Annotated in this window: 12 protein-coding genes; 7 read left to right on the top strand and 5 right to left on the bottom strand. The window is 34.1% G+C overall.

From position 1 onward, the window contains the following. Positions 1 to 230: 230 nt before the first annotated feature. From glpK to ruvB, 3 genes are all read right to left on the bottom strand, one after another. Positions 231 to 1,730 carry a glycerol kinase GlpK gene (glpK, locus tag NH26_RS10895; protein ID WP_044222896.1) on the bottom strand — a complete coding sequence of 500 codons (1,500 nt, stop codon included), beginning with the start codon at positions 1,728 to 1,730 and terminating at the stop codon, positions 231 to 233. 105 nt (positions 1,731 to 1,835) lie between these two features. Continuing rightward, positions 1,836 to 4,061, bottom strand: a complete 2,226-nt coding sequence (locus NH26_RS10890) for a tetratricopeptide repeat protein (RefSeq protein WP_158021930.1) — start codon at positions 4,059 to 4,061, stop codon at positions 1,836 to 1,838. 84 nt (positions 4,062 to 4,145) lie between these two features. Next, positions 4,146 to 5,177 carry a Holliday junction branch migration DNA helicase RuvB gene (gene ruvB, locus NH26_RS10885; RefSeq protein WP_044222893.1) on the bottom strand — a complete coding sequence of 344 codons (1,032 nt, stop codon included), beginning with the start codon at positions 5,175 to 5,177 and terminating at the stop codon, positions 4,146 to 4,148. Positions 5,178 to 5,274: 97 nt separating this feature from the next. Here ruvB and NH26_RS10880 point away from each other — a divergent pair, with 97 nt between their 5' ends. The 7 genes from NH26_RS10880 (at position 5,275) to NH26_RS10850 (ending at position 18,567) form a co-directional block, all read left to right on the top strand. Then, positions 5,275 to 6,513, top strand: coding sequence for a M16 family metallopeptidase (locus NH26_RS10880; protein WP_044222890.1), 1,239 nt, complete (start codon positions 5,275 to 5,277; stop codon positions 6,511 to 6,513). Continuing rightward, complete coding sequence (gene porQ / locus NH26_RS10875; protein WP_044222887.1) at positions 6,513 to 7,565, top strand: type IX secretion system protein PorQ; 1,053 nt, start codon at positions 6,513 to 6,515, stop codon at positions 7,563 to 7,565. Before NH26_RS10880 ends, porQ begins: the two co-directional genes overlap by 1 nt. Positions 7,566 to 7,591: 26 nt before the next feature. Further along, positions 7,592 to 8,968, top strand: a complete 1,377-nt coding sequence (gene hslU / locus NH26_RS10870) for an ATP-dependent protease ATPase subunit HslU (RefSeq protein WP_044222884.1) — start codon at positions 7,592 to 7,594, stop codon at positions 8,966 to 8,968. A gap of 383 nt (positions 8,969 to 9,351) precedes the next feature. Continuing rightward, the gene (locus NH26_RS10865) at positions 9,352 to 12,483 is read left to right on the top strand and encodes a SusC/RagA family TonB-linked outer membrane protein (protein WP_052431977.1); all 3,132 of its coding nucleotides are present in this window, start codon (positions 9,352 to 9,354) and stop codon (positions 12,481 to 12,483) included. A 1-nt stretch (position 12,484) separates the two neighbouring features. Next, entirely contained in the window at positions 12,485 to 13,972 is a 1,488-nt protein-coding gene (locus NH26_RS10860; RefSeq protein ID WP_084812138.1) for a SusD/RagB family nutrient-binding outer membrane lipoprotein, read from the top strand. Between the two features lie 9 nt (positions 13,973 to 13,981). Further along, complete coding sequence (locus tag NH26_RS10855; protein WP_044222868.1) at positions 13,982 to 14,893, top strand: hypothetical protein; 912 nt, start codon at positions 13,982 to 13,984, stop codon at positions 14,891 to 14,893. Between the two features lie 5 nt (positions 14,894 to 14,898). Continuing rightward, on the top strand, positions 14,899 to 18,567 hold the full coding sequence (locus NH26_RS10850) for a S8 family serine peptidase (RefSeq protein WP_044222860.1): 3,669 nt from the start codon (positions 14,899 to 14,901) through the stop codon (positions 18,565 to 18,567). Between the two features lie 122 nt (positions 18,568 to 18,689). Here the strand turns inward: NH26_RS10850 and NH26_RS10845 are convergent, their stop codons facing one another. Together NH26_RS10845 and NH26_RS10840 are read right to left on the bottom strand one after the other, a co-directional pair. Continuing rightward, positions 18,690 to 21,191 (bottom strand): TonB-dependent receptor domain-containing protein, encoded by a 2,502-nt coding sequence (locus tag NH26_RS10845; protein WP_084812137.1) that lies wholly within the window; start codon positions 21,189 to 21,191, stop codon positions 18,690 to 18,692. A 179-nt stretch (positions 21,192 to 21,370) separates the two neighbouring features. Further along, positions 21,371 to 22,183 carry an AraC family transcriptional regulator gene (locus tag NH26_RS10840; RefSeq protein WP_044222855.1) on the bottom strand — a complete coding sequence of 271 codons (813 nt, stop codon included), beginning with the start codon at positions 22,181 to 22,183 and terminating at the stop codon, positions 21,371 to 21,373. Positions 22,184 to 22,266: the final 83 nt, after the last annotated feature.

Here is a 22,266-nt window from a genome sequence, read left to right as displayed (position 1 = left end):
GTAGTTAAATTGTAAATTTCTTTCAGTTTGAGCTTTAAAAATATAGGATTATAAATACCTGTATTTTTACGAGCATTTATCAATTCAATAAAGGTCTTTTTCGCAACACAGCAGATCTTATTAGGGATGTATTATAGAAGTGTAGTTAAAAAGCAGATTATATGAATTAAAAAAACTAATTAAGAGGGAATTATTCCTCAAGTGCAAATTTATAGAATATTTGTAAATCATTATTCTTCTTCCCAAGAAAAACTTCTTTTTATGCCTTTTTTCCATAATCTATAGGCAGATTTTTGTGATTTACTAGAGGTATTAGGTGTAAATTCTCTTTCCTCAGTCCAAATTTCTTTGATATCATCTAAAGAATCCCAATATCCAACTGCTAGTCCTGCTAAATAAGCGGCACCAAGTGCAGTAGTTTCCATAGTATTGGGGCGGACAACTTTTGTCGACGAAATGTCACTTTGAATCTGCATTAATAAATTATTTGCAGACGCTCCACCATCCACTCTTAATTCTTGTGTCGGCCTTTTTGTATCTGCTTCCATTGCCTTCAAAACGTCATATGACTGGAATGCAATGGCCTCTAAAGTTGCACGCACAATGTGCCCTTTTTTTGTTCCTCTTGTGATTCCTAGAATTGTTCCTCTAGCATATTGATCCCAATAAGGAGCACCAAGACCAGCTAAAGCAGGCACAAAAACAATCCCTCCATTATCCTCAACTTCTTTAGCGATTCTTTCAGTATGTTTAGCCTTCTTTAAGATGCCAAGTCCATCTCTTAACCACTGTATTGCAGCTCCGCCAATAAAGACACTTCCTTCTAAAGCATAGTTGACTTCGTCTCCAATTTTCCATGCAATTGTAGTAAGTAATTTATTTTTTGATTCCACAGGTTTGTTACCCGTGTTCATCACAATAAAACAACCTGTGCCGTAAGTATTTTTAGCCATACCTTTTTTAAGACATAGTTGACCAAATAAAGCCGCTTGTTGGTCTCCTGCTATACCTGCAATAGGGATTTTACTCGCAAAAAGTGTTGTAGCAGTATTCGCATAAACTTCACTACTTGATTTCACTTCAGGAAGCATAGCTTTAGGGATATCAAATATTTCTAAAAGGTTTTTGTCCCATTTTAGTTTATGGATATTGAATAGCATAGTTCTACTAGCATTACTTACATCAGTAACGTGTACTTTTCCTCTAGTTAATTTCCAAATTAACCAACTATCAACCGTCCCAAATTTAAGTTTACCTTTTTCAGCTTTCTCTCGAGCTCCTTCAACATTATCGAGAATCCAATTTATTTTACTAGCAGAAAAATAAGCATCGATAATGAGGCCTGTTTTATCTCGGATTACTTTCGAGTATTTCTTTTTTAATTGATCACAATATTTAGAGGTACGTCTGTCCTGCCACACAATAGCATTGTATACAGGTCTACCAGTTTCTGTTTCCCAGACAATAGTAGTTTCTCTTTGATTGGTGATGCCAATTCCTGCAATATCTAATCCTGTTAAACCACCTTCAGCAATTGCTTCAGCAGCCACGGATACTTGTGTAGCCCAAATTTCGTTGGGATTATGTTCTACCCATCCTCTTTTGGGGTAGATTTGTTTAAATTCTTTTTGAGCAAGAGAAATTACTTCACCTTTTTGATTAAATATTATGGCTCTAGAGCTAGTTGTTCCTTGATCTAAAGAGAGTATATATTGATCAGATAATTTCATTTCAGTATAGTTCAATATTATTTGTATATCAAATTATACTAATATAATAAAAATAGTCTTTTTACCAGATGTATTTTGAATAGCTTTAGTGTTTACTTACTAAGTTTAAGAGTTAATTTTAAAGTTAAAACCTAATACTAAAGTATCATCTGTAGCTCTGTTTTCTTTTTTATTGCTAGGCTTTCTCCAAGACCAATAAGTATCGGTCAGTAGGTCTTGTTGCTGTTCTAAAGGCAACTCATTAATTTCAAAAAGCTTATTTCTTAGTTTTGGTTCTTTGAACTTTTTATTGTTAGGTCCTCCAAATTGATCAGCAAAACCATCAGAGTAAAGGTAAACTCTTGTATCTGAAGTTAATTTTTTAGTATGTCTTTCAAACGGAATCGCATCATTAATCAAAGTATCACATATTGATCTTTTTGTACCTTTTATGTGATTTCTGCCTTCATTGTCAATGAAATAGACAGGTCTTCTTGCTCCAGAAAATTCTATTGTTTCTGTATCAAAATTATAAATAATAATACTTGCATCAACCCCTGATAAACTTTGTTCTAGACTATTTTCATCTTTCATTCTATAGTCTAGTTCTTCTAAAATAGTATCCGGATGAATAGCACCATCAGTAATAATATCATTAAGTGTTTTTATACATAAAGTGGCCATTAATGAAGCAGGGGCACCATGTCCGGTACAATCCATTAAGGTCACATAAAGTCGATTATCTTTGTATTCAAAATGATAGACATCTCCACTAACCTCATGCATAGGGTGCCAAAAAATAAAATGCTCAGGAATCACTTCTTTTACTTTATCTGATATTGAAATTAATGAGTATTGAATACGTCTTGCTAATCTCAAGCTATCTAATAATTCGGTGTGGATTGATGTGATTTCTATATTTTGTTCTTTGATTAAATTATGTGTCTTTTTCTTTTTCTTTTGAATGAAAACAATGAAAATAATGAAGGTGAATAATATTATAGAAAGCAAAAGAAGGAAAATAGATATTTTATTTTGATAACGAATTTTTTGCTCTTTAATCAATTGATCTTTATGAAGCTTTTCTATAAGTAGTTCTTTTTCTGACGTTTCATACTTTTGGTTTAAGTCAGCAATTTTTGCTCTATTTTTATTTCCATTGATTTCTTTATACAATTCATTCCAATTAGATTGGTAATGATAGGCTAACCTGAAATTTTTGGATGCTGATAGACACTTATGTATTAAACTTAAGGTATTTAAATGTTCAATTTTATAGTGTGAACTTTGGCTATAATACTTTTCTGCTCTATAAAGTAATGATAACGCACTTGAATACTTTTTTGTATGAAATAAACATTCCCCTTTTAAATACAAGGATTTCATTTCTCCTCTAGTATTTTTTATTTTCTTGTTGATTTTTAAGGCTTTATCAATATAAATAATAGCATTACTTAAGTCATTCTTTTGAAGATAAGCATTACCAATATTAGTCATAGTCTCTGCTATTCTATAGTCAGATCTGTCTAATGTATCATAAGTGGTTAATGCAGTAAAGAAGAACTGTAACGATTCATCAAACTTTTCCATTAAATGATAAACAGAACCGATATTACTATTCGCTAAGGCAATCCCTTTTGGGTTATTTAATTCCCGATTGATTTCTTCTGCTTGATTAAAATAATTTAAAGCTTTATCGTAATCTCGATTGATTAACATAATCTGCCCAATGTTGTTAGAAGCAATGGCCTGATCAAGTTTTTGATTATGTAATTTATTTAATTCAAGGTCTTTTAAATAATAGGTAAGCGCCTCAGTATAATCTCCCTTTATTTTATAAGTAGCACCAATATTATTATAAGCAATCGACATACCTATGAAATCATCATTGATTTCTAAATATTTGATTGATTCTTTATAAAAATAAATGGCTGAATCATATTGATTTAAATACCTTGAATTTCTAGCTAATGTAATGTAAATATCTCCAGAATAGGGGATGTCTTTTTGCTTTTTAAGCCATTTAATAGCTTTAAGCCCTTCTGTTTGACCTTTTTTGTATTGCTTATTTTTATATAAACTCTTTGTTAAAAAATGGTAAAAAATACCTAACTCCTTCTTTAAATTATTTTCTCGAGCAATCTGTAAACCGATGTGAGAAAGTATTATAGAAGAATCGTATCGTCTTTCGTTAAAAAGACGAACAATTTCATTGTTAACAGAGTCGAGTTCTAAATAATTATTATGTTCAATTATTTCAACTTGTTCTGATAATGGTGGTGTTTCGTTAGTACAGCTTGTTGCAATTATTAAGCAAATAATAGCAATGCTTATTTGAAATAAATATTTCAATACACTTAAAAGTAGAAGTTGTGTTAATTTATTTATACAAAAATAAAGGATTGATCTTAATTTAGACCAATCCTTTACCATTTCTTAAAACAAAGTGCTTTGATTACCCTCAGAAGGAGGTATTATACCTAAATGTTCGTAGGCTTTTTGAGTCACTTCTCTACCTCTTGATGTTCTTTTGATAAATCCTTCTTGAATTAAGAAAGGTTCATAGACCTCTTCAATTGTCTCGGCTTCATCACCACAAGCAGTCGCAATAGTATTGATTCCTACAGGACCGCCTTTAAATTTTTCTATGATTGTTGTCAGGATTCTATTGTCCATTTCATCTAGTCCGCCTTGGTCTACATTTAATGCACCTAGAGCCATTTTTGAAATTTCAAGGTCGATAGTTCCGTTCCCCTTAATCTCAGCAAAATCACGGGTTCTTCGTAACAGGTTATTTGAAATCCTTGGAGTTCCTCGGCTTCTTCTTGCAATTTCAAAAGCAGCATCATCATTAATAGGAGTTGTCAAGATAGCTGATGAACGTTTGACAATTTTACAAAGAAGATTCGAATCATAATATTGTAAACGAGCATTGATACCAAAACGAGCTCTTAAAGGAGCAGTTAATAATCCAGATCGAGTCGTAGCACCTATCAAAGTAAAAGGGTTAAGATCAATTTGAATTGTTCTCGCACTAGGACCAGAATCTAACATGATATCAATTCTAAAATCCTCCATCGCAGAATATAAATATTCTTCTACGACTGGATTTAGACGATGAATTTCATCAATAAATAAGACGTCATTTTCTTCCAAATTGGTTAAAAGACCAGCTAAATCGCTCGGTTTTTCCAATACTGGACCAGAAGTGATTTTAATTTCAGCCTCCATTTCATTAGCTATAATATTGGAAAGGGTAGTTTTTCCTAAGCCTGGAGGTCCGTGTAGCAAAACATGATCAAGAGGCTCACCTCTCTTCTTTGCTGCTAGCACAAATATTTTTAAATTTTCGACAATTTTATCTTGACCTGTAAAGTCATCAAAAGATAAAGGTCTTAATGCTCTTTCGATATCTCTATCCGAATCAGAGAAACCAGAATTGTCGCCGTTTAAATAGTCTTCTCGCATATCCTAAATTCTATAGAAAACAAAGGTAGTAAATTGTTTTAAGCTTTTTATTGTGGTTATGGTATGCTAACTTTATCTGTCAATTAAAAAATATAGAATGATTCACTTTAATGAGTTTGTCCTTGATAATGGACTGAAGGTTTTTGTATTGGAAGACCAAACAGTAGCTTCAGCTGTTGTCAATATAATGTATGATGTTGGCTCGAAAGATGAGGACCCAGAGAAAACTGGCTTTGCTCACCTCTTTGAACATTTAATGTTCGGAGGTTCTGTAAATGTTCCTTCTTTTGATACACCTATACAGAATGTAGGAGGGTCAAACAATGCATTTACATCACCTGATATTACCAACTATTATGTGACATTACCGGCACAAAATATAGAAACTGCTTTTTGGTTAGAATCAGATAGAATGTTAAGTCTATCTTTCGATCCTAAAGTATTGGAAGTACAGCGCAAAGTGGTCATCGAAGAATATAAGCAACGTTATATTAATCAACCTTACGGAGATGTTTGGCATTTACTTAGAAAGCTTGCTTATAAAAAACACAGTTATAAATGGCCAACAATAGGTAAAGAAATAAGCCATATTGAAGATGCTACTATGGATGATGTGAAAGCATTTTTTCATAAATATTATGTACCTTCAAATGCTGTAATGGTTGTTGCAGGTAATGTAAAAACCGAAGAAATTAAGCGTCTGAGTGAGAAGTGGTTTGGACCAATTCCTGCAGGAATTAAACCTATTAGGAAGATCCCTGTAGAGCCAATGCAAACAGAAGCAAGGTTTCAACAAGTAGAAAAAGATGTTCCCATCGATATGTTATATAAAGTATGGCATATGGAAGGAAGAACGGATAAAGAATATTATACAACAGATTTAGTAAGCGATTTACTAGGTAGAGGAAAATCTTCGATTTTATTTCAAAAGTTAGTGAAAGAAGAAAAACTTTTCTCTGGGGTGAATGCTTATATTACAGGATCTTTCGACCCAGGTTTGTTATGTATTACCGGTAAGCTTTCAGATGGTGTATCGCTTGAAGAAGCAAACCAAGGATTAAATCAAGTAATTGAAGATTTTAAAGCAGCTGAGTTTAAAGAAGAAAACATGCGTAAAGTGAAAAATCTAGCAGAGTTTTCAATGACCTATGGTAAAACTGAAATATTACCTAGAGCTATGTCTATTGCTTTTGGTGCACTTTTAGGTAATCCCAACTTAATTAATGAAGAAGAAGAATTACTTAGAAATGTTCAACTTGATGATGTGATGAATAAAGCAAAATCAATACTAACTCAAGAGAGATGCTCCACACTTTTTTATAAGTCATCTAAATAATGAAATTACACCTTCGTCTATTCATAAGCATATTATTTTTTTCTTCTCCACTATTTGCTCAATTAGGAGGGCATCAAGCTTTTAATTTTTTGAATGTTCCGAATAATGCGAGGCAAGTAGGATTAGGAGGTTTTTTGGTTTCTTCAGGTACTGATGATCCAAATGCAATGTTCTACAATTCGGCATTACTGTCAGAAAAATCTACTCAGAAAGCATTTCTAAACTATTATGATTATCATATGACAGCAGGAATGACTTCTTTAGGTTATGCTAAAAAAGTAGGTGATGGAATTGTTGGTGTAGGTATGTCTTACATGGGCTACGGACAATTTGATGGTTTCGACCAAAATGGAAATTATAATGGCACTTACACAGCAAATGATTATTGGTTTCAAGGAAGTTATACCCATAAAGTAGGAGTGTTCTCTATGGCAGCAAATTTAAAGTTTGCAGCCTCAAGAATTGAAAGCTTTTCTGCTAATGCATTAATGATGGATTTGAATGGAGCTTTTATTCATCCTACTAAAGATTTAGTGGTAGGTTTGGTGATGAAAAATGCAGGTTTTGTTATGAAACAATATCAACCAAATGATGAAAGTGAATTACCATTTGACACCCAACTAGGAATATCATTTAAGCCAGATCGTATGCCTTTACGTTTCTCTTTGACTTATCATCACATTCATCAATTTGATATTACTTATACAGACACTTCTTTAAAAGGAGAAAAAGACGCTTTTGGTAATGATCTGTATAAAGAACCTTCATTTACTGACAAATTGTCACGGCATTTCGCCTTTGGAGGTGAATTTGTATTAGGCAAAGTGTTGAACATTAGAGCCGGCTATAACGTCATGAGACGAAAAGAGATGGTAGCACAGAATGTAAAAGGTCTTGCAGGCATGTCTTTAGGAGCGGCATTAAAGATTAAAAAACACATAGATTTCGGTTACAGTGTGGCTTGGTACCATGTAGCAGGTCCGACCAATAGTTTGAGCTTATCGGTAGCAACAACAGGTTGGGATAAGAGAAAGAAAACTGTTATCGATTAAATATTAACTTAAAAAATCAAGAAATTATGCTAGAGAGCTCAAATTACTTAACCCCAAGAGAAATTGTAGCAGAATTAGATAAATATATTATCGGTCAGAACGATGCGAAGAAAAATGTATCTATTGCCTTGAGAAATAGATGGAGAAGAATGAATGTTAAAGGAGATCTTGGAAAAGAGATTATGCCTAACAATATTCTTATGATCGGTTCTACAGGTGTGGGTAAAACAGAAATCGCACGTCGATTAGCAAAAGTAGCTAGAGCTCCTTTTGTAAAGGTCGAAGCATCTAAATTTACTGAGGTTGGTTATGTAGGTCGTGATGTGGAAAGCATGGTAAGAGATTTGGTAGAACAATCGATTAGCATGATCAAGGAGTTGAAAAAAGCATTGGTAGAAGAAAAAACAGCTCAAGCTGTAGAAGATGCAATTCTTGATGCATTGATTCCACCATTAAAATCTGCACCTACAACAAATAATGCAGGAGAATATATCAATTCTGATCATGAGTTGAATGAAAAAACTCGTGAGCGTTTCAGAGAAAAATTAAGAGCAGGAGAATTAGAAGATAGAAAAATTGATGTTACTGTAGATAAAAACTCTGGTAACCTTGGTTTTATAGGTGGTTCTCCTATAGATGAGGGATCAATGATGAACATCCAAGAGATGATCAACGGTATGATGCCTAATAAGAAAAGTAAGAAGCGTAAAATGTCGATTGAGGATGCTCGTAAGATCTTGGTAGATCAAGAGAGTGCAAAACTAATCGATATGGATGAAGTGAAAGATGAGGCTGTGAAATTAGCAGAGAACTCAGGTATTATTTTCATCGATGAAATTGATAAAGTAGCTAGCGGAGGTTCTAAACAAGGAGCCGACGTTTCTAGAGAAGGTGTACAAAGAGATTTACTTCCAATAGTTGAAGGCTCTGCTGTGAATACAAAACATGGTGTAGTAAAAACGGATCATATCTTATTTATTGCAGCTGGTGCATTCCACTTATCAAAACCAAGTGATTTGATTCCAGAGCTTCAAGGTCGTTTTCCAATCAGAGTGGAATTACAAAGCTTAACTGACAAGGACTTTAAAGTAATTTTGCGTCAACCGAAAAATGCACTTACAAAACAGTATGAAGCATTATTAGGAGCAGAAGACGTACAATTATCATTTAATGATGATGCTTTAGATGAAATTGCAGTAATCGCTCATGAGATCAATATGGAAGTAGAAAATATTGGTGCAAGAAGGTTACATACAGTAATGTCTCATTTATTAAATGATTTATTATTTGATGTTCCTGATGTAATTGGAGCTAATGCTCAGATAGTAGTTACTAAAGAAATGGTGAACGAAAGATTATCAGGTCTTGTGAAAAACAGAGATTTATCTCAATATATTCTATAATAGTATCTTTTAAATAAAGACACTACTTCTAAGTCCTTGTTAAATTAATTAGCAAGGACTTTTTTTATAACAATTTACTTAAACAGATAGATGTCTCTGAAAGTTCAATATTCTTAAAATAATATAATTTTTTCTTTATAAAACAGTTCGAAAAAAGAATTATTATACGTAATATTATAGAAGAAAATTAGTTTTTTCTTCATTGCCAAAAAATGAACTGAGAGTAATCACATAAGATTTAGTGATTTAACAACAAATATGCGATCGCAACTCTTTCTAAACTTTGAATCTAGCGAATGCCCTAATAACTGACTCTTTCTAAATTCTTATCACTATAATTTTCTGGCAGTGAATAAACTAAAACAAAAAATATCATAAAACGAATGAGATTAACTAAGACTCTTTGGTTTATACTACTTTCTATTATCTCTTTAACTCATCTGAACGCACAAGAAAGAATACTTTCGGGTACTGTTACTGATGGAGTGAAACCTTTACCGGGGGTCACTATTGTAGTACAAGGGACAAGAAGAGGGGCTGTATCTGATATCGACGGTAATTTTAAAATTTCCCTTCAAGCCGACGATAAAAAACTAGAATTTAATTTTATCGGGATGCGATCTCAATTGGTTGAAATTGGTAATCAAACCAGTTTGAATGTAACCATGAAAGAAAATACCGAACAACTCGATGAAGTTGTAGTTACTGCAAATGCCATCGAAAGGGAAAAAAGAACTTTAGGGTACGCCGTAACATCTGTAGATGGAGAGGAAGTAGATAGAGTAAAATCTACAAACTTCTTAAATTCATTATCTGGTAAAGTACCGGGTGTACAGATTTCTCAAGCTTCTTCTAATCCTGGAGGTTCAACAAGAATTGTGATTAGAGGTACAAACTCATTAAGTGGCGGTAATCAGCCATTAATTGTTGTAGACGGTATTCCTGTGAGTAATACGAATGTTTCTACAGGTAGTGGTATTCAAGGTGCTTTTGACGCAGGAAATGGTGCAGGTGAAATAAATCCCGCAGATATTGCTTCTGTAACAGTATTAAAAGGAGCATCAGCTGCGGCGTTGTATGGATCACGAGCAGCCAATGGGGCGATTATTATTACCACTAAACGAGGTAAATCAAATGATGGACCTAAAGTAAGTATAAACTCCAGTGTTCGTTTTGAAAAACCCAATAGACTTCCTTCTTTCCAAAATAAATATGCTCAAGGTTTTCATGGTAAATATGATAAGAACTCAGAAAATGGTTGGGGTCCCATTATAAATGGACAAGTAGTTCCGATGTATGATTTTTACTCGGATACAGCCAATTTGCCTGAAAGCCAATGGCCTCTTCAAACATTGTCTGCTTATCCTGATAATGTAAAAGATTTTTATCAAACAGGTTCATTATTTATTAATTCAATAGATGTTTCTTCGGCAACAGAACAAGGGGATTACCGTTTAGGTTTTACATCAATGAATCAAAAGGGTATTGTACCTGGAGCAGGTCTAGACCGTTATACTTTTGCAGTAAACGCTGGACATAAACTAAATAAGGTAATCAGTTCGAGAGTAGGTATGAATTACGTACAATCTCAGATCAGAGGTTCGGTATCTCAAGGAGGTAATTCACCAAACGTTCTTACATCAATTATTAATGGTATACCAAGAACAACTCCTCTCGAAAGACTACAATTAGTAGATGGAGAACAAAATCCCATCGGACGTTTTTCAAATTCTCCTTATTGGGTCGCAGAAAAAAATGGTAATGATGTAAATGTAAATCGTTTCTTTGGTTTTGGTATGTTAGAAGCCAAAGCAACAGATTGGTTAACCTTTAGAGGTCGTGCAGGTTTAGATTACAGAGTGGATAAACGATTTACAAAATCAGCAAAAGGAACATTAGGAGCGATCAATGGTTCTTTCTCGAATGATGATATGGAAAGAACTGAATTGACAACATCATTGATGGCTACTATTCAGAAAGATTTTGGAGAGAAGTTTAAGCTCACGGCAATTATTGGTCACGAATACAACCAAAGAGTCTTTAAAAGAAATACATTGTCTGCTTCAGAATTGTCTGTTTCGGATTTATATACACCTACCAATGCTAAAAATACTATAAGTACTACAGACTTTGTCGAGCAAAGATTACTAGGACTGTATGGTGATATATCACTTACATACAACAATTACTTGACCTTAAATATGACAATGAGGAATGATTGGTCCTCTACATTACCTAAGGACAATCGCTCTTATTTTTATCCTTCAGCAAGTTTATCATTTATCTTTTCTGAAGCATTTGAAATTCATAATGATTTCTTCTCTTATGGTAAGTTGAGGTTATCAGCGGCACAAGTAGGTAACGATACAAGCCCTTATCAATTAGATTATTACTACTATCCTAGATCGTCCTACTTTGGTCAATATGGTACTTCTAATAATTATCCTTTTAACGGACAAACAGCTTATGGTGCAACCAATGTGATTCCACCAGAAAACTTGATTCCGGAAAGACAAAATTCATGGGAGATTGGTACTGAATTGAGTTTCTTTAATGGTAAAATTGGAGTAGATTTTACTTACTATCAGATAGAGACAAAAAATCAAATATTGGCAGTGCCAACACCAGAATCAACAGGGTATAATACCAAAAGAGTAAATGCAGGAGCGGTACAAAATAAAGGTATTGAGTTACTACTATCTTTTGTTCCTTTAAAAACAAGTGCTTTTGAATGGAACTCTCTCATCAACTTTACACGAAATCAAAATAAAGTCACAGAGTTGATAGAAGGGTTGGATAAGCTTCAAATTGCCTCTGGGTTTAATGGCGTTTCTGTACAAGCAGTTCCTGGAGAATCTTTACAATTACAAGGTGTAGGCTTTAAAAGAGCCGATTCAGGAGAGATACTTGTCGACCCTAATACTGGTTTAAGAATGCAAGGTGATGAAGAAACATTTGGTGAAATACAACCAGATTTCTTATTAGGCTTCCAAAACAGCTTTACTTATAAAGGAGTTACTTTAAACTTTTTAATTGATTGGAATCAAGGTGGAAAAATGATTTCAAGAACAGTAGGTGATTTGAGGTTTGATGGTCTTGCAGAAGAGACAGCAGTCAATAGAGAACAATCTTTTATAGATAGAAACGCTTACATACAAAGTAGTGATGGAAATGTTCGACCTAATGATATTGCAGTATCACATCAAGATTATTGGCAAGCTTACTCTTCTAGTGGTATAGCAGAAGGGGTGGTGTTTGATAAAACTTATGTGAAGTTGAGAGAAGTGAGCTTAGCTTATACTTTACCTTCTTCCATTGTTCAAAAGTCAGGATTTATAAAAACGGTATCCTTAGGGTTTGAAGCAAGAAACCTTTGGTTGATCTATAGTAAAATACCTCATATAGATCCAGAAACAAGTTTATTCCAATCAGCTAGTGATGCTTCAGGAGCTGTTGAAATGGGCAGTTTACCTTCTACTAGAAGTTTTGGTGGTAACATAAAATTAGTATTCTAAGATGAAAAAGACTCAAACCTATAATTACATTGTTGGTCTATCCTTATGCCTGACTTTTCTAATGGGAGGTTGCGACAGCATCTTGGATATTAATAAAGACCCTTTTGCTGCAGGCGACGAACAGCTGGCAGAACAGCCCGGCTTACTTATGACAACGGTAATCACTGGTGTTTCATCAGATAAAGTGATGGAAACAGATGTGTTTAACCGATGGGCACAGCATTATGTGGGTGCAGGAGCAAATGTTTTTTCAACTGCAGATAATTTTTCTGTACCTACTTTTCCACAGACCAATACATGGTCTACATTTTATGTGAGTGCATTAAAAAATGCAAGTAGAGGAGAATTATTAGCCAATAGAAATGGAGAAGTTAATACCGCTGCACAATTCAAAATAATTCAAGCCTTTTGTTTTTATCATTTAACATTGATGTTTGAGGATGTTCCATTTACTGAGGCTTTAGATACCGATATTTTATTCCCTAATAGTGATAGCCAACAAACCATATTAAAAGGAGTGGTTACCATGTTAGATAATGCGATGTCTAGTATCAATGAAGGGGATCCTAACAAAATATCTTCTGAAGATTTATTGTTTAAAGGTGATATGAATAAGTGGAAACTATTTGCCAATTCAATTAAAATAAAAGTTTTAATGGTTCTTGCCGAAAAAGATTCAGGTTATGCTGGTTCTAGATTGGAAACGGCATTTAATTCACCTCATGTTCAAGATTTAGGCAACGAAGTAAAATTAGATTATTACGATGATCTAACTAATGCCAATCAGTTTTACAAACTACATTTTCAGTTTGCAGGAGGTCAGAGTTTATTCTTCTATGCATCCAACCCTTTTATTGATCTATTAAGAGGAAGTAATGATCCTAGAATTGATATATTTTATGATAGACCTAGTGGTACTTCAGATCAAGTTCCTCATAGAGGAGTTGCTCCCGGATCAAGGTCAGCATTTACAGTTACTTCAGTTTTAAGCTTGCATTATATTTCAGCAACCTCCCCAGATTATTGGATAACTGCTGCAGAATTAAAGTTTTTAAGAGCAGAAGCAATACTAAGAGGTTGGATTAATGGAACAACCGAAGATGCGAATGATTATTACAGAGAGGGTATATTACTCAACATCGTTCATTTAAATAATATGTCTACTGTTCAAGCTTCAGGGAAAGGTGTAACGGTACAAGGCTTTGAAAATTACAATAATTCCTTACCAGATCTTCAAAACTTATCTAATGCAAATGCACTCTTAGCGGTTCATCAGCAAGGGTATATTGAGACTTTTAAAAGAGGTATTGATGCATGGACCTATGTTAGAAGAACAGGATATCCTTCTAATAGACCTCTTCCAGAAGACGCAACTTTATCTGATCATATCACTAGGTTACCTTATTCTCCAAGTGAGATTAGTTCAAATCCTAATAACCCGAGTCAGAAAACATTGGATGCACCGATGTGGTTTATGAACTCAAACTAACAAAAGCACATGAAAAGATTATTATATATAGTCATTGTATCAATCAGTCTATCCTTTCAGGGATGTGAACTATACGATACATATGCCGATGAAGTAAATGCAGAATTTATCGGTTCTACAGTTTCTTTTGAAACAGCTACAACAATTCCCGATTCTGTTAGGGAGAACTCTATTCCATTAAGCTTAGAAGTGGAAATGCCTTATGCTATTCAAACTTCAAGAGGAGTAGAAGTTACTTATGAATTTGAAGGAGACGCAACATTTGGAACAGATTTCACAGCTAAAGCGATCGAAAAAAATGATGCAAATTCTTCTGCTGTTGTAGAAAAATTTGCAACGGCAAACGGTGGGACATTTATTATAAAAAATAGAGAAAAAACTCAGGATGAATCTGGTGAACAAAGTTTTACGAACACCAGAAATACTGCAACCATTGAAATTTCTCCTTTAGTGGTCCAAGGGGTTGATAAACCTAATGGTAAGACGCTTAATGTGGTACTTACTAAAGCAAAAAACTTAGACGATAATACAGTGGTTACTGTTGGACAAGGAGGAATTAAGAAGGAATATAACTTATTGATAAGAGATATTCATTGCCCATCAGATTTGGATGGTACGTATAGTGCTCAAATTACAAAAGATGAAGGTATTGTTGATGTTCCCGATGTGACCATAACAAAAACAGCAGATAGTTCTAACCCTGATAACATATGGGGGTTGTATGAAATATCAAATGTAGCAGGAGATTTACAGGATATACCTTTTCAGATTATTGATCAATGTGGTGAATTTTTAGGTCCTTCTGATGATTATATTACAATTTCAGGTACTACATCATCGGATGGGAAAATAAGTTTGGATGTCCTTTTTTCAGATGGGATTACCACAAGGCAATGGACTTTATTCTTAACTAAAAATTAGACATCATGAAAAAAATAAACATCTCTTTAGTGATTATTTCCTGTCTGTTTTTAGTACATAACGGATGGGCACAAAATATTAAACAAATAGGGAAACCTCAGCCAAAGTTAATTACTGATAAGGCAATTTCATCTCCCAATAAACTTTTTGTTAGACTTAAAAACCCTACTGATATTGATATGGCCTTTATGGAGGCCAACCAAGATATATTCGTAGAAGCATCAAAAAGGAATTTATACAGACAGCTTACAGATAGCAGAGTTGCTTCTGTGTTAGAACCTATGAAGGTGTTAAAGAATTCTGTCTCAGATGTATTACAAATCACCTTAAACAATGAGAATGATTTGTATCGTTACATGCAAGAGTTAAAAGCGGACCCTAATGTTTTATATGTAGAAAATGTTCCATTACCTCAATCATTTAACAATCCAAATGATCCTTTAGCTAGTTCACAATATCATCTTAATCTAGTAGGAGCTATTGATGCATGGACTAAGTTAACAGACAATCCGAATACACCTCAAAATGATATTGTAGTAGCCATCGTTGATGATGGTGTACTGATTACTCATGAAGATTTAGCAGGAAACATTTTTATAAATGAAGGTGAAATTCCTAACAACGGAAAAGACGATGATTTAAATGGATTTATCGATGATTATCAAGGTTGGGATGCATCAGGCGATCAATATATTAATGGAGATCCTGATCCTAATCCACCTTCTGATCAAGCGAGTCGATACATATTTTCTCATGGAACGCACTGTGCGGGTATTTCAGCGGCTGTTACCGATAATGGTGTTGGGGGAGCTTCAATATCTAATAATAGAGTGAAAATTTTAGCTGTTAAAGCTACTTCTGATGATACTCCTAATGCTCGATTAATTACTCATGCAACTGAAGCATTAATGTATGCGATAGAAATGAGAGCGAATGTTGTGAGTATGTCATATGGCAGTTATTTCTATTCTGCAACAGTATCAAGAATGATTCGAGAAGCAACAGAAGACTACGGAATGTTCTTTGTAGCTGCAGCAGGTAATGATAATGTCAACTTACCAAGTTATCCTGCAGGGTATGATAATGTGATGGCAGTAGCTAATACTACTAGTAATGATGTGAAAGCACCTTCTTCACAATATGGTCCTTGGATTGATATTTCAGCGCCAGGTACAGATATTATTAGTACAGTAGCAGCAGATAATGGTTCGCCATCTGGAGATTACGCTCCTTATACGGGTACATCAATGGCTTGCCCGATGGTGGCAGGAGCAGCAGCATTTTTGTTAACTCAAGACTCTACGATTTCACCTTTGCAAATGGCTGCTTTACTAAAAGGAACAGCTACAGATATCAACCCAAGAAATCCAAATTATCAAAATAGCTTAGGAGCCGGAAGGATTAATATGGATGGAGCTATGGATGCATTATTATCTAGTAGACCAATTGCAGCTTTTGATATTTTATCAGATAACGGAATAGTGAATCAAGGAATTAAGTTTGTCAACCTATCTTATGCAACAGGGGCTACCTATGAATGGAATTTTGGTGATAGTCAAATAAGCACATCATCAGCGGATACAATAGAACATACTTATTCAGAAATACCAGAGTTAGAATCTTATATCATCACATTAAAAGTGACGGATGCTGATGGTAGATCAAATACATATAGAAGAGGCTTGAGAATGACCGATGGGCCCCCAGCTGGTCCTTTAGAATCTTTACCTTTCTCGACAGACTTTTTAACTGATACAGGTGGTTTTGTTACAGAAACAGCCTATTTAGATGGAGGAACTGGAAATGATGTTTGGGAATGGGCAAGAGCTAGAGGCGATGAATTATCTAGTGGAGACTCTACCGTGTGGATCACAACAGCACAAGGAGGAGTACCGAATAGATCTTATGCAGCCATGCTGTATACGCCTACTTTTGATATGACTGAAAAGTCTAAAGAATACAAGATTAATTTCATAAAGAGTATGGATATTACTTACTGTAATGCTCCAGCAGCATGTCAGATGCAATATACCATAGATAACGGAGGAACTTGGCAATTACTTGGTGAGGCCAATGATGGTCTAGGAACAGGATGGTACAATAAATCTCCAGAAGACGCTTGTGCTATTCATCCTATTATTTTCGAAGATCAAACAGGTTGGTTAGGAATTTTTGAAAATGACTCTACAGAATATAATGTATCCTTTTTGGCAGGGAATAATGTACGATTCCGATTTGTATACAGATATGAAGCCGCTTTCCAAATAGAAGATACTGATGATGGTTTTATGGTGAGAAACTTTGGAGTGACTAAAGTAGATCCAACTGCAGATTTTAATATTACTTCTGATGTAGAATACACTAATCGTACGGTTCAATTTGTGTATAATTCTGGTGGAGCAACATCATACAACTGGGATTTTGGAGATGGTAATACTTCTACAGATCAAAGTCCAACTCATATTTATGTTGATACTACAGGTGAATTTGAAGTAGAATTATACATCAATGGTGATCAAATGAACAATCATAAAGATACAATTCCAATCTTAGGAACGAAGTCGGTTCCATTTGACCTAGCAGATGGTGGTGATCTAGAATCAGATGAGTTACTTTTTTATGCAATGAATTTAGCAGGAACAGATCTAGAATTAGGCAATTCTGCCATTGCAGGAAAATCTGGAACAACATCTGGAAGTAAAGCTTATGTTCTAGGAGTAGATACTGCAGGCTATAGAGTACCATCAGGATTTTATCTATATACCTCTGTTTTTGATTTACCTGCATCAACAGCTACCACATCTAATACTCAACGTTTTTCTTTCAATTTGAAACAAGATGTGAAAGATAAAGTTGATGGTATGTACGTAGAATTTTCGAATGATTTTGGACGTTCATGGCGTTACTTAGGAGGTTTTACAGATCCATCATGGCACAATGAACTTTCTTCTGAAGATTACTGGGGAGGTGAAGGTTTACCATTGATGACAGGAAGTACCAACGATGAATGGGTAACTAAATATATTCCTTTGGCAGGGTTTGAAGGTGAACAAATTGCTTTTAGATTATTCTTTGTAGGGGCCAATCAAGATTCATCTGGAGGTATAGGTTTAGCTATGGATGATTTTAGGGTAGTAGATTATACACCTTCAATCACAGCTTTAAGGTATACTTCTGATAAAAATGAAGTAGGCTTAAACTCTCCTGTAACATTTACTAATACCTCTGATACCGATAGTACTCTAATTGGTTGGTATTTTGGAGAGGATGGAGATGCCACTCCTTCAATTATTTTTGGAGAAGGACCTCATGAAGTAGAATGGGCTGAAGAAGGAAGTAAAGATATAGTGATGTTTGCCGTAGGAACGAATGTACAGACTGAGTTTAGTAACGCAGTTAGGGTAGACGCTTCAATTACTTCTTTGGAAGATGAAATACAATCTTTAGGACCAATTTTATATCCTAATCCAAACAATGGGAATATGCTTTATTTTTCTTCTCAAAAGAATATCGGTCAATTAAGTTTGATGAAAACAACGGGGCAATCGGTAAAATCTTCAGTAGATTTAATTAATAATCAGTTAGATATTAGTGATTTAACTCCTGGTTTATATATCATTCAAATGGATATGGAAGACGGATCACGATATATTAAGAAATTCATTAAACAGTAGACTTATTTCTCCTGTTTGAAAAGTAATTCAGTAAAAAGGCTGCCACTTCTATAGTGACAGCCTTTTCTTTTTTCATCATGTACTGATGATAACACTTCAGTTCTTATTCAATTATTTCTTGATTAGAACTGTTTGTCAAATTCTGTTTTCTTACCTTTTTTCTTCGGTTTAGCATTCATCGTGTAATTCACACTAAATTCCACAATCGGTCCGTATCGATAATACGTTGTTCTTTGGTAAAATGTGTTCTCGTTTGAGTTTCTATCTTTACCGGTAGTATCTAAACCTTTAATATTGGATTGAAATATGTCATTCGCTCTACCTGTAAATGTCCAATTAGGTATTGTAGTTGGTTTGTAGACTAAAGCGATGTTTGACATATAAAATAAATCATTTTGTCCTTGAGCTGTTACTGTTGCCGATTGAACATCTATATCAAATACAAAACTTAAAGTTTTTGATAGCTCAGTATTTAGAGTAGACTTTAAGCTCCAGTTTAAGCTGCTTTGATCAATTGTTTGGCCATAAATAGAACCATTTATCGCATAGTGATACAAGGATCCTCCAACAAATAATTTCACTCTTTTAGCAATATTGAAGTTAGAGTTTAATTCCAAACCTAAAGATTGATCATCACCAGCATTGGTATAAGATCGCATCAATACATTTTCTCCTTCATTGACTACATTTACACGAAATACTGCATTTTCTACTCCTCTATAGAAAGCTGTTAAACCAATGTTTTGGTTACCAATTTTCTTATCAAAAGTAATTTCAGCTAGGTTAACAAATTCAGGCTGAAGCGTCGGGTCACCTACTTCATACACTTCAAAATGTCTTCTATAAAGGAAAGGAGCCATACTTTTTGTTGGTGGACGGTTGATACGTCTACTTGCCCCAAAAATTAATCTATTATTTTCATTAAACTCATAATCTAAGTTCAATGATGGAAAGGCATTTAATTGTTGAACAACAAATTCATCTTGTTCAGGTACATCAACTATTGGGAAGACTTCATAATTGCCAACCGTCATCACTTGATCTGTATATTCTAAACGCAGACCAGCTTTTAAGCTTAGTTTCCCGAAACTAGCTGAGTAGTCAACATAACCCGCATAAATATTACGTTTTAATTCATAGCTATTAGAATAAGGATGTTGTTCCCATGCTCCATTGCTTAGATTTAAAGTGTCGTAATTATAATTACCTGTTTGAGTAAGGAATTGAGGCTGTACACCAAAAGAGACACTTTGATTATCACTTATTGGCTTTTCGTAATCCAAAGAAAAACGAATGGCATGTAATGGCTGATCAGTAGTTTGAGTGTAATGTGTCAGTATAGTTTCTTGAGGCGTTTCTGTGCCTTTATCATATACTTGGTTTTTGTTATCCAAATCATCACCAAGGATAGAGTGTTCATAAACTAACCCTAAGTTTAATTTTGATTGATTATCAAACTTATGGAAAAAATCTAAATTCGCTGTATGGAAATCACCAAAACGATTATGAGTATTGGGATTGTAAATATATTCTTCAGCCCCGTCGATCATCTGACCATCTAAGTCTTTGTAATAGTTATGATATACATAATTTGCTGTACGTTTATTACTCTTGTGTCCGTAGAAATAAGAAGCTTTTAGAGATGTGTTGTCGTTAAAATCATACCCTACACCAGCGTTTGCAGAGTAGTTAACATGCCATTCAGGACGATCACCTGCAGCATCCATATGGTAAGTACCCGTTTTGTTACCGTTTTCATCTTTTTGAGTGATTTCAGATTCACCTTCACGGCGACCATCTACATTTCTACTCAAATAATTAGCACTAGCATTGAAAGTCCATTTATCTTTTTGATGTGTAATATTGAAATTACCTCCACCACGAACAGGTTCTGCACCATCTCTCCAAGGAGAACCACCGATCATACCACCAGCAGTTACAGAGGTGCCTTCTAATTCGGATTTATTTACGGTGATATTGATAATGCCAGCCTTTCCTTGTGCATCATATTTTGCAGAAGGTACAGTAATGACCTCAATATTTTCAATAGAACTTGCAGAGATTTGTGATAGAAGAGTAGAAGGATCTATTTGTGTAGGTTTTCCATTGACATAAACCATAAATCCTTGTGTGCCACGCACAGAAACATCTCCTTCAGGAGATACAGAAATTTGAGGAAGTTTATTCAACATATCAGTAGCTGTACCACTTCTTGCAGTTTCAAAATCTGCAGCATCATAGACTTTTCTATCAATTTTGGTTTGTACAGTTTCTTTTAGGTCTTTTACTACAATTTCATCTAATTCTTGAACATTAGGGGAAAGATATATCGAACCAATGTTGATGTTATTATCCACCTGAATTGATTTTTCTAGTGTATGATAACCTACAAAAGAAACTTCAATTTGATAATCGCCTTTTTTTACTTTTGGTAGTTCAAAATTACCATCGAAATCGGAGCTACTGAATGTAATAATTTCATTCTTTGCGTCTAACAGTTTAACAGTAGCATAAGGGATGCTTTCATTATTCTCTTTATCGATCAGTTGACCGTTAATTTGAAAATTTTGAGCATACAAAGCCACATTCATAAACATGAAAATGAAGGATAAGATAAGTCTCATTTTATTAGTTTAGTATTTAATTGGTTTATTTTAAGTAGTCAAAATCACTTGAATAGATAAATGATTTTAATATCACATTGCAAATTTGAGGAAAATAACGGATAGCTTAATTGTACATTTGAAAAAGATCACGATTAAAAATGTACATTTTGAAAGGGTAAGGGTCGTATTGATTTTTGTTAAGCATTTCTAAACTGTACAGGAGTGATTTCCACTTTCCTTTTAAAGTACCTTGTGAAGTGAGAAGAGTCTTTAAAATTTAAATGAAAGGCGATCTCACTTGCTGTCATATTGGTATAAAGAAGCATACGTTTAGCTTCTTTAATGATGTATTCACCTATAAAAGCAGAAGCAGAAATACCACAAGCATTCTTTACTATTGTATTTAAATTTTGAGGGGTAGTGTTCATTTCTTCCGCATAGTGATTGACACTATTGATAACTTTTTCTCCACTTTCCAACAACTCTTTAAAAACAATAAAAGTAGAAGAGTAATTCGATTGATTCTCTAGTTTAGGAGAGGATTCGGACAGAAATTTTGAAAACAAAGCTTTTAATAGACCTTCAATCACTCCTTGTTGGTATGGACCAATAGCTTTAACTTCTTTTGTCAAAAGCTCAAACAGTTGATTAATGGTAACCGTATCTTTTATTTGCAAGGAAGGGTGATGACTCAAAGCACCTATTAGATCAATTAAATCTTTATCAGTACTATTATCTAAAAAACCTTTTTTCATAATGATGACAAACCCTTCAGGATCACTTTTTAAATCCCAATGATGCATCTGATCCTTTTGTATAAAAAATAAGATAGGTTGATCGATTTGATAACAATCATAATCAATAGTATGGCTTCCTTCTCCTTTAAATAAATACACAATTTCCATGTATTTATGATGTTTATGAGGATTAGTTTTTCTTATACCAGAACGAAAAGGTTCAATTTTAATTTCTAAGTTATTATCAATTTTATTTTTCGTACGTAACTCCATTGTTTGATATGATTAAACATTGATCATCAAAAAAAGAAAAAAAAAGCGAGGACAATTTATGATTGCCTCGCTTTTTGAAAAAG

It is taken from the genome of Flammeovirga pacifica (assembly GCF_000807855.2).
In the GTDB taxonomy this organism is placed as follows: Bacteria; Bacteroidota; Bacteroidia; order Cytophagales; family Flammeovirgaceae; genus Flammeovirga; species Flammeovirga pacifica.
Note: the sequence above shows the minus strand (reverse complement) of the source record. Positions and strands in the feature narration are given on the sequence as shown.